We start from the raw sequence: 13,038 nt of genomic DNA, 5'->3' as shown, positions 1-13,038 counted from the left end.
GGGCCCGCGCCCCGGCACGCCCCCGTCCCGTCAGGCCCGCACCCCCGTCCCGGAAGGCCCGCATGACGACCGCCGTAGCCGCCCCGTTCCGCTTCTTCTCCCTCCAGGTGTCGCGGACGCGGCGGCTCGGCCCGTCCCTGGCCCGGGTCAGCTTCACCGGCCCCGATCTGCACGCCTTCCACTCCGGCGGACACGACCAGTCGCTGTCGCTGTTCCTGCCGCACCCCGGCCAGCGCGAGCCCCGGGTGCCCGTGGAACTGGGCGACGGATGGTGGCAGGGGTGGCGCGAACTCCCCGACGGCGTACGGGCGGTGATGCGCTCGTACACCCTGCGGGCGCTGCGCCGCGACGAGGAGGGGCGCACGGCCGGGATCGACATCGACTTCGTGCTGCACGGCGTCGGCGACGGCGGTGCGACCGAGGCGGGTCCCGCCTCCCGCTGGGCGGCGGGCGCCGCTCCCGGCGACCGGGTGCTGCTGCTCGGCCCGGCGGTCGCCGACAACCGGGCGATCCGCTTCCGGCCGCCCGGGGACAGCGACCTGGTGGTGATCTGGGGCGACGAGACCGCCGTACCGGCCGCCTGCGCGATCGTCGAGGCCCTGCCGCCCGGCCTGCGCGCCCGGGTCTGGCTGGAGGTCCCGCACGCCGGGGACGTACCGGATCTCCGGACGGCGGCGGACGCCGAGGTGACCTGGCTGGTCCGCGAGGAGGGGGCGCCGGGGTCCTCGCTCGACGCCGTGCGCGCCGCGCGACTGCCGTCCGCCGAGCGGCCGTACGTGTGGCTCGCGGGCGAGTCGGGGTGCGTGAAGGAGCTGCGCCGGCACTTCGTCGGTGAGCGCGGGGTGGACCGGCGGCGGGTGACCTTCGTCGGGTACTGGCGGCGCGGCCTGACGGAGGAACAGCTCCGGGAACAGGGCTGACCCCGTATGTCCGCTATCCGGAGGCCGCGCGTGACGGCCGTCACGCACAAGGTGCGTTTCCCCAGGGTTAATTAGGTTAGGCTAACCTAAGTCGAAGCCGGGCTCCGCCCTCGTCCGTCCCGCGCGGACCGTCCCCACCGGAGGAACCTCCCCATGCGCTCGCACCTGCTCAACGGCACCACCACGGAGCAATACCGCCGCTCCGTGACCGAAGGAGTCGAGCGGGTGGCCGCCAAACTCGCCGCCACCGACCGTCCGTTCACCGGCGTCACGGTCGACGCCCTCGCCCCCCGCATCACCGCGATCGACCTGGACGAGCCGCTGCGCGACACCACCGCGGCCCTCGACGAGCTGGAGGAGGTCTACCTCCGCGACGCGGTCTACTTCCACCACCCCCGCTACCTCGCCCACCTCAACTGCCCCGTGGTCATCCCGGCGCTGCTGGGCGAGGCCGTGCTCACCGCCGTCAACTCCTCCCTGGACACCTGGGACCAGTCGGCCGGCGGCACCCTCATCGAGCGCAAGCTCATCGACTGGACGGCCGCCCGGATCGGCCTCGGCCCGGCCGCCGACGGGGTGTTCACCTCCGGCGGCACCCAGTCCAACCTCCAGGCGCTGCTGCTGGCCCGCGAGGAGGCCAAGACCGACGAGCCGGCGAAACTGCGCGTCTTCGCCTCCGAGGTCAGCCACTTCAGCGTGCAGAAGTCCGCGAAACTGCTGGGCCTCGGCCCCGAGGCCGTGGTCACCGTCCCCGTCGACCAGGACAAGCGGATGCGGACGGTGGCCCTCGCCCGCGAGCTGGAGCGCTGCAAGCTCGACGGCCTGGTCCCCATGGCCGTCGTGGCCACCGCCGGCACCACCGACTTCGGCTCCATCGACCCGCTGCCCGAGATCGCGGAGCTGTGCGGGCAGTTCGGCGCCTGGCTGCACGTCGACGCCGCCTACGGCTGCGGACTGCTGGCCTCCCTGAAGTACCGGGACCGCATCACCGGCATCGAGCGCGCCGACTCGGTCACCGTCGACTACCACAAGTCCTTCTTCCAGCCGGTCAGTTCCTCCGCCGTGCTGGTCCGCGACGCCGCCACCCTGCGGCACGCCACCTACCACGCCGAGTACCTCAACCCGCGCCGGATGGTGCAGGAACGTATCCCCAACCAGGTGGACAAGTCCCTCCAGACCACCCGCCGCTTCGACGCGCTCAAGCTGTGGATGACGCTGCGTGTGATGGGCGCCGACGGCATCGGACAGCTCTTCGACGAGGTGTGCGACCTCGCCGCCGAGGGCTGGAAGCTGCTCGCCGCCGACCCCCGCTTCGACGTGGTCGTCGCGCCGAGCCTGTCCACCCTGGTCTTCCGCTACATCCCGGCGGCCGTCACCGACCCCGCCGAGATCGACCGCGCCAACCTCTACGCCCGCAAGGCCCTGTTCGCCTCCGGCGACGCCGTGGTCGCGGGCACCAAGGTGGCCGGCCGCCACTACCTGAAGTTCACCCTGCTCAACCCCGAGACCACGACGGCCGACATCGCGGCCGTCCTCGACCTGATCGCCGGCCACGCCGAGCAGTACCTGGGAGAGTCCCTTGACCGCGCTTCCTGAAGCCGCCACGCCGTACGACTTCGTGGGGATCGGCCTCGGCCCCTTCAACCTCGGCCTGGCCTGCCTCACCGAGCCCATCGCCGAGCTGAACGGCGTCTTCCTGGAGTCCAAGCCGGACTTCGAGTGGCACGCCGGGATGTTCCTGGAGGGCGCCCACCTCCAGACACCGTTCATGTCCGACCTGGTCACCCTGGCCGACCCGACCTCGCCGTACTCCTTCCTCAACTACCTGAAGGAGAAGGGGCGGCTGTACTCGTTCTACATCCGCGAGAACTTCTACCCGCTGCGCGTCGAGTACGACGACTACTGCCGCTGGGCGGCCGGCAAGCTCAGCAGCGTCCGCTTCTCCACCACGGTGACGGAAGTGACGTACGAGGACGAGCTGTACGTGGTGCGGACCACCGACGGCGGCCTCTACCGCGCCCGCCACCTGGTCCTCGGCACCGGCACCCCGCCGTACGTCCCCGAGCCCTGCCGGGGCCTGGCCGGCGACTTCATCCACAACTCCCGCTACCTCCAGCACAAGGCGGAGCTGCGGAAGAAGAAGAGCATCACGCTGGTCGGCAGCGGGCAGTCCGCCGCCGAGATCTACCTCGACCTGCTCGGCGAGATCGACGCGCACGGCTACCGGCTGAACTGGGTCACCCGCTCCCCGCGGTTCTTCCCGCTGGAGTACACCAAGCTCACGCTGGAGATGACCTCCCCGGAGTACATCGACTACTACCACGCGCTGCCCGAGGAGACCCGCTACCGGCTCACGGCCGAGCAGAAGGGCCTGTTCAAGGGGATCGACGGCGACCTGATCAACGAGATCTTCGACCTGCTCTACCAGAAGAGCGTGGCCGGCCCGGTGCCCACCCGGCTGCTCACCAACTCCGCGCTCACCACCGCCCGGTACGCCGACGGCACGTACACCCTCGGCTTCCGGCAGGAGGAGCAGGGCCGGGACTTCGAGATCGAGTCCGACGGCCTGATCCTGGCCACCGGCTACCGCTACACCGAACCGGAGTTCCTCAAGCCCGTCCGGGACCGGCTGCGCTACGACTCGCGGGGCAACTTCGACGTGGCCCGCAACTACGCCGTGGACGTCACCGGCCGGGGCGTGTTCCTGCAGAACGCCGGCGTGCACACCCACAGCATCACCAGCCCCGACCTGGGTATGGGCGCCTACCGCAACAGCTCCATCATCCGGGAGCTGCTCGGCACCGAGTACTACCCGGTCGAGAAGACCATCGCGTTCCAGGAGTTCTCCGTATGACGTTCACGTTCCGCCCCCTCGACCCGCCCGGGGACGCCGAGCTGCTGCACGCCTGGGTCACCCACCCCAAGGCGGCGTTCTGGATGATGCAGGACGCCGGGCTGGAGGACGTCGAGCGCGCCTACCTGGAGATAGCCGCCGACGAACACCACCACGCGCTGCTCGGCCTGAAGGACGGCGAGCCCGCCTTCCTGATGGAGAAGTACGACCCGGCCCACCGCGAACTGGTCGGCCTGTACGAGCCCGAACCCGGTGACATCGGCATGCACTTCCTCACCCCGCCCACCGACACGCCCGTGCACGGCTTCACCCGGGCCGTGATCACCGCCGTGATGGCGCACCTCTTCGAGGACCCGGCGGTGCGCCGCGTCGTCGTCGAGCCGGACGTCTCCAACAAGGCCGTGCACGCGCTCAACGCGGCCGTCGGCTTCGTGCCCGAGCGGGAGATCCAGAAGCCGGAGAAGAAGGCGCTGCTCAGCTTCTGCACCCGGGAGCGGTTCCTCGCCGCGACGGGGGTGGCCGCATGAGCCTCGCCGACGCCGTGGCCCACCTCTCCCCCGAGCGCTGGGCCGAGGCCAACCGCCTGCTGGTCCGCAAGGCGCTCGCCGAGTTCGCCCACGAGCGGCTGCTCGTCCCCGAGCGGGACGGCGAGGCGTACGTCGTGCGCAGCGACGACGGGCTGACCGGCTACCGGTTCACCGCCACCGTCCGCGCCCTGGACCACTGGCAGGTCGACGCCGCCTCCATCACCCGGCACCGCGACGGCGCCGAACTCCCGCTGTCCGCCCTGGACTTCGTGATCGAGCTGAAGGACAGCCTGGGGCTGAGCGACGAGATCCTCCCGGTCTACCTGGAGGAGATCTCCTCCACCCTCTCCGGCACCTGCTACAAGCTGACCAAGCCGCGGGTGACCGCCGCCGAGCTGGCCCGCGCCGGGTTCCAGGCCGTCGAGACCGGCATGACCGAGGGCCACCCGTGCTTCGTCGCCAACAACGGACGGCTGGGCTTCGGCATCCACGAGTACCTCCGTTACGCCCCGGAGACCGCGAGCCCCGTCCGGCTGGTCTGGCTGGCCGCGCACCGCTCCCGCGCGGCGTTCACCGCCGGCGTCGGCATCGAGTACGAGGGCTTCATCCGGGGCGAGCTGGGCACGGAGACCGTCGACCGCTTCCACGGCACCCTGCGCGAGCAGGGCCTGGACCCGGCCGACTACGTCCTGATCCCGGTCCACCCCTGGCAGTGGTGGAACAAGCTCTCCGTCACCTTCGCCGCCGAGGTCGCCCGGCGCCACCTGGTCTGCCTCGGCGAGGGCGACGACGAGTACCTCGCCCAGCAGTCCATCCGGACCTTCTTCAACACCTCCCACCCGGAGAAGCACTACGTCAAGACGGCCCTGTCCGTCCTCAACATGGGCTTCATGCGCGGCCTGTCGGCGGCGTACATGGAGGCCACCCCGGCGATCAACGACTGGCTCGCCCAGCTCATCGAGAACGATCCCGTGCTCAAGGGCACCGGCCTGACGATCATCCGGGAGCGGGCCGCGGTCGGCTACCGGCACCTGGAGTACGAGCGGGCCACCGACCGCTACTCGCCGTACCGCAAGATGCTGGCGGCGCTGTGGCGGGAGAGCCCGGTGCCCTCGCTGAAGGACGGCGAGTCCCTCGCCACGATGGCCTCGCTGCTGCACGTCGACCACGAGGGCGCCTCCTTCGCGGGCGCGCTGATCGAGCGGTCGGGCCTGCCCGCGCGGGAGTGGCTGCGGCACTACCTGCGGGCCTACTACACCCCGCTGCTGCACAGCTTCTACGCCTACGACCTGGTGTACATGCCGCACGGCGAGAACGTCATCCTGGTCCTGAAGGACGGCGTCGTACGGCGGGCGGTCTACAAGGACATCGCCGAGGAGATCGCGGTGCTGGACCCCGACGCGGTGCTGCCGCCGGAGGTCTCCCGGGTCCGGGTGGACGTCCCCGAGGACCAGAAGCTGCTGTCGATCTTCACGGACGTCTTCGACTGCTTCTTCCGCTTCCTCGCCGCCCATCTCGCCACCGAGGGCGTCCTCACCGAGGACGACTTCTGGCGCACGGTCGCCGAGGTCACCCGCGAGTACCAGGCGTCGGTGCCGGAGCTGGCCGAGAAGTTCGCGCGGTACGACGTGTTCGCGCCCGAGTTCGCGCTGTCCTGCCTGAACCGGCTGCAACTGCGCGACAACCGGCAGATGGTCGACCTCTCCGACCCCTCCGGCGCGCTCCAGTTGGCCGGCGACCTGCGGAACCCGCTCGCCGCTTTCTGACCCGGTGCGGGCCGGGGGAGAATCCGTGCATGGCGGAAATCATCCAGAAGGACGGCACGTGGGCCTTCGACGGGGACGCCCTGCGGCTGACGCCCGGACGGGACAAGGGCGTCAGCCTGCTCCGCAGGGAGCTGGGTGAACTGGTGGTGCCGCTCGGGGCGCTGGCGGGGATCTCCTTCGAGCAGGGCAGGCGGACGGGACGCCTGAGGCTGCGGCTGCGGGACGGCGCCGACCCGCTGCTGCACGCGACGGGCGGGCGGCTGACCGAGCCGCACGACCCGTACCAGTTGCTCGTCGAGGCGGACCGGTTCGGCGTCGCGGAGTACTTCGTGGAGGAGGTCCGCACCGCGCTGCTGCTGGACCAGGTGCCGTCCGGACCGGTGGACGGCTACCTGCTGGCGGGGCCGGCCGTGCCGCTCTCGGTCTCCGCCGGGGACGGCACGGTCAGCTTCGACGGCGAGCGGGTCCGTCTGGAGTGGAACTGGAAGACGGAGGACGCCAAGGCCGCCGCCGGCCCCCGTGTCCTGGCGCTCGCCGACATAGCGGCCGTGGAGTGGCACCCCTCGGCCGGCCTGGAGAACGGCTGGCTGCGGTTCACCGTCCACGGCGCCGGGCCCAAGGCGCCGCCCAAGTACGACCCGCACGCCGTGGACCTGTGGGGCTTCAAGAAGGACCCGCTGATGGCGCTGGTCGCGGCGGCCGTCCTCGCCCGGCTCCCGCACCCCTCCCGGCCCGCGCCCCCCGAGGAGACCCGGCCGATCGCGGGTCCGCCCGCCGCGCGGCCGGCCGCGGCCGCCGCCGAGGACGACCACGACGCGCTGCTGCGCCGCCTGCGCGAGCTGGGCGAACTGCACCGCGAGGGGGTGCTGACCGACGAGGAGTTCGCCCTCGCCAAGCAGGCGGTGCTCAAACGGATGTGACGGCCCCGCTCACCGGGAGCGGCGGGCCACCGTGAAGTGGTCGACCCGCTCGCCGGTCTCGGCGATGCCCCGCACCGTCAGCGTGGCGAGCCGGCCCCGGGCGGCCGGGGTGACGTCCACGCGCAGGAAGGAGTAGTCGAGGTAGCGCACCCGGGACCAGGCGACGGTCTCGGCCTGCCGGCCGCCCTCGACGCAGAGGAACGACGACACCGCGTCGTTCTCCTTCTCGTGGCCCTCGTAGCTCTGCTCGGCGCTGAAGGCGTACAGGCTCTTGCCGGCCGCGCCCGCCGTGACGTAGACGACGCCGTCGGTCTCGGGGTAGGCGGTGCCGCCGATCGGGAGTTCCTTGGCGACCTTGTTCCCCTTGATGACGTCGGTGCGCTCGTACACGTGGTTGTGGCCGTTGATGACCAGGTCGACGGTGTACTTCTCGAACAGCGGCACCCACTCGGCGCGTACGCCGCCCTCGGAGGCGTGGGCGGTGGAGGTGCAGTAGGCGCAGTGGTGGAAGAAGACGACGACGAAGTCGATCGCGTCGTCGGCGCGGTACGTCCTGAGCTGCCGCTCCAGCCACCTGGTCTGGGTGCCGCCGGAGATGCCGAGGTTGGCGGGGATCTCGAAGGAGACGTCGTTGGCGTCCAGGGAGATCACGGCGGTGTTGCCGTGCACGAAGGAGTAGACGCCGGGGAGGTTGTGCCGGTCGGGGCCGTTGCCGGGCAGTTCCCAGCGGGCCTCCTCGCCGCCGTAGCCGTTGGGCGAGTACCACGCCTCCATGTCGTGGTTGCCGTACGCGACCATCCACGGGACCTGCTTGGCGACCGACTCGGTCTGGTACAGGAACTGGTCCCACACGCGGCTGTCGTAGCCGGTGTCGGTGGTCTTGCCCTGCCCGGCCGGGTCGCCGTACGCGATGTCGCCGGCGTGCAGGTGGAAGGCGGGGTTCTGGGCGAGGATCAGGGCGTCGTTGGCCAGGCCGTGGTAGCTGACGCCCTGGTCGCCGAAGGCGGTGAAGGTGAACGGCTCGGCCTTGGCGGGGGCGGTGGTGAAGGTGCCGAGGGTGCCGGCGAGGTGCGGCTCGGCCGGGTCGAAGCCGCTGTGGCCGACGCCGTAGTAGTAGGTCCGGCCGGGCTTGAGGTGGCTGAGCCTGGCGTGCAGGTAGTACTGGGTGTGGTCGCCGCTCGTGCCCACCCCGGCCGGGGTGTGCAGGGCGCGGACCTCGGCGTCGATCTTGCGGGAGAGGTCCCAGGGGTGGGCGCCGATCCGGATGAACGGCTTCTTGACGGCGACCGGGACCTGCCAGGAGACGGTCATCTCGGTGCGCGGGTCGTCGCCGTAGGCGAGGTGGCGGCCGAAGGGGGCGACCAGGGCGCCGTCGACCGTCTCGGTGCCGGGGCGTCCGGCCGGGGTGGCGGCCCGTGCCACGGCGCCCGGCACGAACGCGCCACCGGCGACGGCGCCCAGCGTGACCGCGCCGCCCCGGATCATCGTGCGCCGGGAGAACCGGGACCGCAGGTACTCGTGCTGCTCGGCCATGCTCATGCGCTCGGCCAGCTTCTCGGGAACGCCCATACGAGGAATGTCCATGGCGTCTGAAACTCGTCCTGCTGAGCAACGGGGTCCCGGCCGGGGGATGGACAGCGCGCGAACAGCCGCTCATGAGAGTTTCAACAGCCCCTTGCCCGAAATCGGGCAGGTTTCTTGCGAAAGCCTCGCCGGTGCCCCAAGATCTAGCGGGTGCACGACGAACTCGTTGATCATCTGACGCGGTCCACCCCCCTCAGCCGGGGCGAGGCGCTGCGCGTGGTCCAGGACGTGCTCGCCTACTTCGACGAGACGACCGAGGAGTACGTCCGTCGCCGCCACCGCGAACTCCAGGCCCAGGGCCTGGTGAACGCGACGATCTTCGAGCGGATCGGGGCGGACCTGAAATACCGGGCGGTGGCACCGCCGGAGCTGTCGCTGCGCCAACTGCGCCGCATCGTCTACGGCTGAGACACCGAAGAGAACAAGAGGGCTACGTATCTATGTGCGGGATCGTCGGATACATCGGCAGGCGTGATGTCGCGCCGCTGCTCCTGGAGGGCCTCCAGCGCCTGGAGTACCGGGGCTACGACTCGGCGGGCATCGTCGTCACCTCGCCGAAGTCGGCCGGCCTGAAGATGGTCAAGGCCAAGGGCCGGGTCCGCGACCTGGAGGCCAAGGTGCCCGCGCGGTTCAAGGGCACCACCGGCATCGCCCACACCCGCTGGGCCACCCACGGCGCCCCCTCCGACGTCAACGCCCACCCGCACCTGTCCGCCGACCACAAGGTCGCCGTCGTCCACAACGGCATCATCGACAACGCCGGTGAGCTGCGCCGCAAGCTGGAGGCGGAGGGGGTGGAGTTCCTCTCCGAGACCGACACCGAGGTCCTCACCCACCTCATCGCCCGCTCGGCGGCCGAGAAGCTGGAGGACAAGGTCCGCGAGACCCTCCGGCTGATCGAGGGCACCTACGGCATCGCCGTGATGCACGCCGACTTCCCCGACCGCATCGTCGCCGCCCGCAACGGCTCCCCGGTCGTCCTCGGCATCGGCGAGAAGGAGATGTTCGTCGCCTCCGACATCGCCGCCCTGGTCGCCCACACCCGGCAGATAGTCACCCTCGACGACGGCGAGATGGCCACCCTCAAGGCCGACGACTTCCGCACGTACACCACCGAGGGCACCCGTACCACCTCCGAGCCCACCACCGTGGAGTGGGAGGCGGCCTCGTACGACATGGGCGGCCACGACACCTACATGCACAAGGAGATCCACGAGCAGGCCGAGGCCGTGGACCGGGTGCTGCGCGGCCGGATCGACGACCGCTTCTCCACCGTGCACCTGGGCGGCCTCAACCTGGACGCCCGCGAGGCCCGGCTGATCCGCCGGGTGAAGATCCTCGGCTGCGGCACCTCGTACCACGCGGGCATGATCGGCGCCCAGATGATCGAGGAACTGGCCCGCATCCCCGCCGACGCCGAGCCGGCCTCCGAGTTCCGCTACCGCAACGCCGTGGTCGACCCCGACACCCTGTACGTCGCCGTCTCCCAGTCCGGCGAGACCTACGACGTGCTGGCCGCCGTGCAGGAGCTGAAGCGCAAGGGCGCCCGGGTGCTCGGCATCGTCAACGTGGTCGGCTCGGCGATCGCCCGCGAGGCCGACGGCGGCATGTACGTGCACGCCGGGCCCGAGGTCTGCGTCGTCTCCACCAAGTGCTTCACCAACACCTGCGTCGCCTTCGCGCTGCTCGCCCTGCACCTCGGCCGCACCCGCGACCTCTCCGTGCGGGACGGCAAGCGGATCATCGAGGGCCTGCGGAAGCTGCCCGCGCAGATCACCGAGATCCTGGCGCGGGAGGAGGAGATCAAGAAGCTGGCCGCGCAGTACGCCGAGGCCCGCTCGATGCTGTTCATCGGCCGTGTCCGGGGCTACCCGGTGGCCCGCGAGGCGTCCCTGAAGCTCAAGGAGGTCTCCTACATCCACGCCGAGGCGTACCCGGCTTCCGAGCTGAAGCACGGCCCGCTCGCCCTGATCGAGCCGGCCCTGCCCACGGTCGCGATCGTCCCCGCCGACGACCTGCTGGAGAAGAACCGCGCCGCGATGGAGGAGATCAAGGCCCGCAGCGGCCGGATTCTCGCCGTCGCCCACCAGGACGAGGCCAAGGCCGACCACACCGTCGTGGTCCCCAAGAACGAGGACGAACTCGACCCCATCCTCATGGGCATCCCGCTCCAACTCCTCGCCTACCACACGGCGTTGGCGCTGGGCCGGGACATCGACAAGCCGCGGAACCTGGCCAAGTCCGTGACCGTGGAGTAGCGGACACCCCCGGGCGCCCCCGGACGCCCGGCCCGAACGGCCCCCCGTCTGCCACCGGCACGCGGGGGGCCGTCGATGCGCCGGGAGGCCGCCCAACCCCCCGGCCCTGCGCGGCGGTCCGACGGCCGTCACACGCCGACCCGCCGCGCGCCGGGACGATGCCCCCTATATGCCCTTCACAAGAGCACAAACACCCCTACGCGCCGGTAGGTTCAGCCGTCTGAAGAACCGTCAGGGAATGACCACCACGGGCCGCTGCGCCCGCTTGGCCAGCCGCCCCGCGACCGAGCCGAAGATCCGGCCCACCAGCCCGTGGGTGGAGCCCACCACGATCGCGTCCGCCTCGTACTCCCGCCCGACCTCTTCGAGTTCGTGGCAGATGTCGCCGCCCCGCTCGACCAGGACCCAGGGCACCTCGGCGAGGTAGTCCGCGCAGGCCAGCTCCAGCCCGAGCACCTCGGTGCGGTGGTCGGGGACGTCCACGAAGACCGGCGGCTCGCAGCCCGCCCACACCGTGGTGGGCAGCCGGTTGGCCACATGGACGATGATCAGGCCCGACGCCAGCCGCCGCGCCATGCCGATGGCGTACGCCAGGGCGCGCTCACTGGACATGGAACCGTCGAAGCCGACGACGACGCCGTGCTTGAAGGCGGGGTCGCACGAGTGGCGCGCCTCTTCCGCCGCCAGGGGATCGGCCGCCGTCTGATCGGCGACCGGCCGCTTGCGGTCCGCGGGTTCGAAGAATTCGTGACCGGCCATGGCTGTCTCGGCGTTTTGATCCTTTATGGATGGGACCGACAGTGTGCGGCGGAGCTGTGTCCGGGAATCATCTTCCCAATCCCGTACCCCCAAGGGTACGGCGGAACGCCTCCTTCGCCCAGTGCCCGGCACGCTCCGTGCCGGGGTTCCAGGGAGCATGCACGAGGGGGCGCACGGATGGCAATGGTGGCTGCGCCACACAGCCGGTTTGCCACGTGACCGACCGGTCGGCCGGGACGTTGAACGCGCGTGGACCATCCCCAGAGAGCAGGCGGACCCGGTCGGCACCGCACCGACGCCCCCGCCGGGGCACGCCCCGCGCCCGGCGCCGCCCGCGGCCCCCGGGGACGCCCCCGGGACGGCGTCACGGACCTGGTCCGCTGGGCGGCCTTCAGTTGCCTGCTGGTCCCGGTCGTACTGCTGTGGTGCGGCACCTCGCTCGCGGGCGCGGCCGGCACCGCACTGGGTCTGGCCGCCGTCACCGCGGCCTGCCGGCTCCTGCTGCGCCGCTCGGAGCGGTGCGCGCGGACCGGTGCCACCGCACGCCGGGGCGGGCGGCACTCCGGGAAAAACACACCGGTCGGTTGACCGGTTTCCACACCCTCGCCCGCATCTTTTCAGCCAACTTCCGGCGATGGCGCATTACCCGTCGGAACCACCCCCCAACCCCCGTTCCACCTGCACGGAAAGGGTCTTGGCGGCACTGCGCACCCTACGGGGATTGGCCACTGACACGAGGCGCACTTCCCTGCGGCGCCCGGGAGTGCAACGCTTCGTGATCGAATGCTTCACGCCAAGTTGCCATGTCGACAATGTCCCGAGTGCCGAACCGGCCACTTCGGCGTCATGGGACACAGTAGATTCGATCTTGACTGTCTACGGCGGGGGACTCGTGCAGGACCGAGGGGAAACGTGTTGGAGCGACAGACCCGAAGGGACCAGGGCGCCGCGACCACCGAGGGGGGCTTAGACCGTGTCCTACGTGGTGAGGCGGATGAGTCGCTTGTAGCAGCACAGGGCGGCGGCGAGGCCGAGAAAGGCCAGGTAGTTGCGGGGATCGCGTTCGTAGCGAGGGCTCAAGCGGCGGTAGCCGGACAGCCACGACATGGTGCGTTCGATCACCCAGCGGCGCCGCCCTAATCGCTCGCTGGACTCGATTCCCTTGCGGGCGATGCGCACGCCGATCCGCTTCCCTCGCAGCCATCTACGCAGGTCAGCCCGATCGTAGGCTTTGTCGGCGTGCAGGCGCTGGGGCTTGAAGTACCGGCCGCGATGGGGGTCGTGTCTCGTTTGGTGACCCTCGACCATCGGCTTCAGCCCTTCGCTGTCGTGGGTGTTGCCGGCCGAGACGCCGACGACAAGGGGCAGTCCGTTCGCGTCCGACAGGACGTGCATCTTGGAACCCGGCTTGCCCCGGTCCACGGGGCTCGGACCTGTATGTCCGCCCCTT

At 70.8% G+C, this 13,038-nt stretch carries 12 protein-coding genes; 9 read left to right on the top strand and 3 right to left on the bottom strand.

The features are described 5' to 3' along the window. Positions 1-62: 62 nt before the first annotated feature. The 6 genes from ACFY32_RS00060 (at position 63) to ACFY32_RS00035 (ending at position 6,987) form a co-directional block, all read left to right on the top strand. Positions 63-920 carry a siderophore-interacting protein gene (locus ACFY32_RS00060; protein WP_390673000.1) on the top strand — a complete coding sequence of 286 codons (858 nt, stop codon included), beginning with the start codon at positions 63-65 and terminating at the stop codon, positions 918-920. Positions 921-1,073: 153 nt separating this feature from the next. Then, a complete protein-coding gene (gene desA, locus ACFY32_RS00055; protein WP_390672999.1) occupies positions 1,074-2,516 on the top strand; it encodes a lysine decarboxylase DesA in 1,443 nt (480 codons plus the stop codon). Then, positions 2,500-3,774 carry a lysine N(6)-hydroxylase/L-ornithine N(5)-oxygenase family protein gene (locus ACFY32_RS00050; protein ID WP_359192298.1) on the top strand — a complete coding sequence of 425 codons (1,275 nt, stop codon included), beginning with the start codon at positions 2,500-2,502 and terminating at the stop codon, positions 3,772-3,774. The genes desA and ACFY32_RS00050 overlap by 17 nt, the downstream gene beginning before the upstream one ends. Continuing rightward, positions 3,771-4,301, top strand: a complete 531-nt coding sequence (locus tag ACFY32_RS00045) for a GNAT family N-acetyltransferase (protein ID WP_359192300.1) — start codon at positions 3,771-3,773, stop codon at positions 4,299-4,301. The genes ACFY32_RS00050 and ACFY32_RS00045 overlap by 4 nt, the downstream gene beginning before the upstream one ends. After that, complete coding sequence (locus ACFY32_RS00040; protein ID WP_359192303.1) at positions 4,298-6,067, top strand: IucA/IucC family siderophore biosynthesis protein; 1,770 nt, start codon at positions 4,298-4,300, stop codon at positions 6,065-6,067. The genes ACFY32_RS00045 and ACFY32_RS00040 overlap by 4 nt, the downstream gene beginning before the upstream one ends. A 29-nt stretch (positions 6,068-6,096) precedes the next feature. Further along, positions 6,097-6,987, top strand: a complete 891-nt coding sequence (locus ACFY32_RS00035) for a DUF4429 domain-containing protein (RefSeq protein ID WP_359192306.1) — start codon at positions 6,097-6,099, stop codon at positions 6,985-6,987. Positions 6,988-6,996: 9 nt separating this feature from the next. On the opposite strand, the gene ACFY32_RS00030 is transcribed toward ACFY32_RS00035, so the two are convergent. After that, positions 6,997-8,556, bottom strand: coding sequence for a metallophosphoesterase family protein (locus ACFY32_RS00030; protein WP_359192309.1), 1,560 nt, complete (start codon positions 8,554-8,556; stop codon positions 6,997-6,999). A 165-nt stretch (positions 8,557-8,721) separates the two neighbouring features. On the opposite strand from ACFY32_RS00030, the gene ACFY32_RS00025 reads away from it, so the two are divergent. Then, on the top strand, positions 8,722-8,979 hold the full coding sequence (locus tag ACFY32_RS00025; RefSeq protein ID WP_359192312.1) for a hypothetical protein: 258 nt from the start codon (positions 8,722-8,724) through the stop codon (positions 8,977-8,979). Between the two features lie 32 nt (positions 8,980-9,011). Next, on the top strand, positions 9,012-10,829 hold the full coding sequence (gene glmS / locus ACFY32_RS00020) for a glutamine--fructose-6-phosphate transaminase (isomerizing) (protein ID WP_359192314.1): 1,818 nt from the start codon (positions 9,012-9,014) through the stop codon (positions 10,827-10,829). Between the two features lie 231 nt (positions 10,830-11,060). Here glmS and ACFY32_RS00015 read toward each other — a convergent pair whose 3' ends face one another. Further along, positions 11,061-11,588, bottom strand: coding sequence for a universal stress protein (locus tag ACFY32_RS00015; RefSeq protein WP_359192317.1), 528 nt, complete (start codon positions 11,586-11,588; stop codon positions 11,061-11,063). A gap of 372 nt (positions 11,589-11,960) precedes the next feature. Between ACFY32_RS00015 and ACFY32_RS00010 the strand changes: the two genes are divergently transcribed. Then, the gene (locus tag ACFY32_RS00010; RefSeq protein WP_359192661.1) at positions 11,961-12,176 is read left to right on the top strand and encodes a hypothetical protein; all 216 of its coding nucleotides are present in this window, start codon (positions 11,961-11,963) and stop codon (positions 12,174-12,176) included. A gap of 390 nt (positions 12,177-12,566) precedes the next feature. On the opposite strand, the gene ACFY32_RS00005 is transcribed toward ACFY32_RS00010, so the two are convergent. Further along, positions 12,567-13,038, bottom strand: a 472-nt coding sequence (locus tag ACFY32_RS00005; protein WP_390672998.1) for an IS5 family transposase, incomplete at its 5' end; no start/stop codon positions are given.

The sequence above is a fragment of the Streptomyces sp. NPDC000134 genome (assembly GCF_042899225.1).
In the GTDB taxonomy this organism is placed as follows: Bacteria; Actinomycetota; Actinomycetes; order Streptomycetales; family Streptomycetaceae; genus Streptomyces.
This window is presented reverse-complemented; position numbering and strand designations above follow the sequence as displayed.

What these genes read in the sequence shown, in the direction of transcription:
- ACFY32_RS00060 (WP_390673000.1), top strand. Translation starts at nt 63, where the DNA reads ATGACGACCGCCGTAGCCGCCCCGTTCCGCTTCTTCTCCCTCCAGGTG.
- desA (WP_390672999.1), top strand. Translation starts at nt 1,074, where the DNA reads ATGCGCTCGCACCTGCTCAACGGCACCACCACGGAGCAATACCGCCGC.
- ACFY32_RS00045 (WP_359192300.1), top strand. Translation starts at nt 3,771, where the DNA reads ATGACGTTCACGTTCCGCCCCCTCGACCCGCCCGGGGACGCCGAGCTG.
- ACFY32_RS00040 (WP_359192303.1), top strand. Translation starts at nt 4,298, where the DNA reads ATGAGCCTCGCCGACGCCGTGGCCCACCTCTCCCCCGAGCGCTGGGCC.
- ACFY32_RS00035 (WP_359192306.1), top strand. Translation starts at nt 6,097, where the DNA reads ATGGCGGAAATCATCCAGAAGGACGGCACGTGGGCCTTCGACGGGGAC.
- ACFY32_RS00030 (WP_359192309.1), bottom strand. Translation starts at nt 8,556, where the DNA reads ATGGGCGTTCCCGAGAAGCTGGCCGAGCGCATGAGCATGGCCGAGCAG.
- glmS (WP_359192314.1), top strand. Translation starts at nt 9,012, where the DNA reads ATGTGCGGGATCGTCGGATACATCGGCAGGCGTGATGTCGCGCCGCTG.
- ACFY32_RS00015 (WP_359192317.1), bottom strand. Translation starts at nt 11,588, where the DNA reads ATGGCCGGTCACGAATTCTTCGAACCCGCGGACCGCAAGCGGCCGGTC.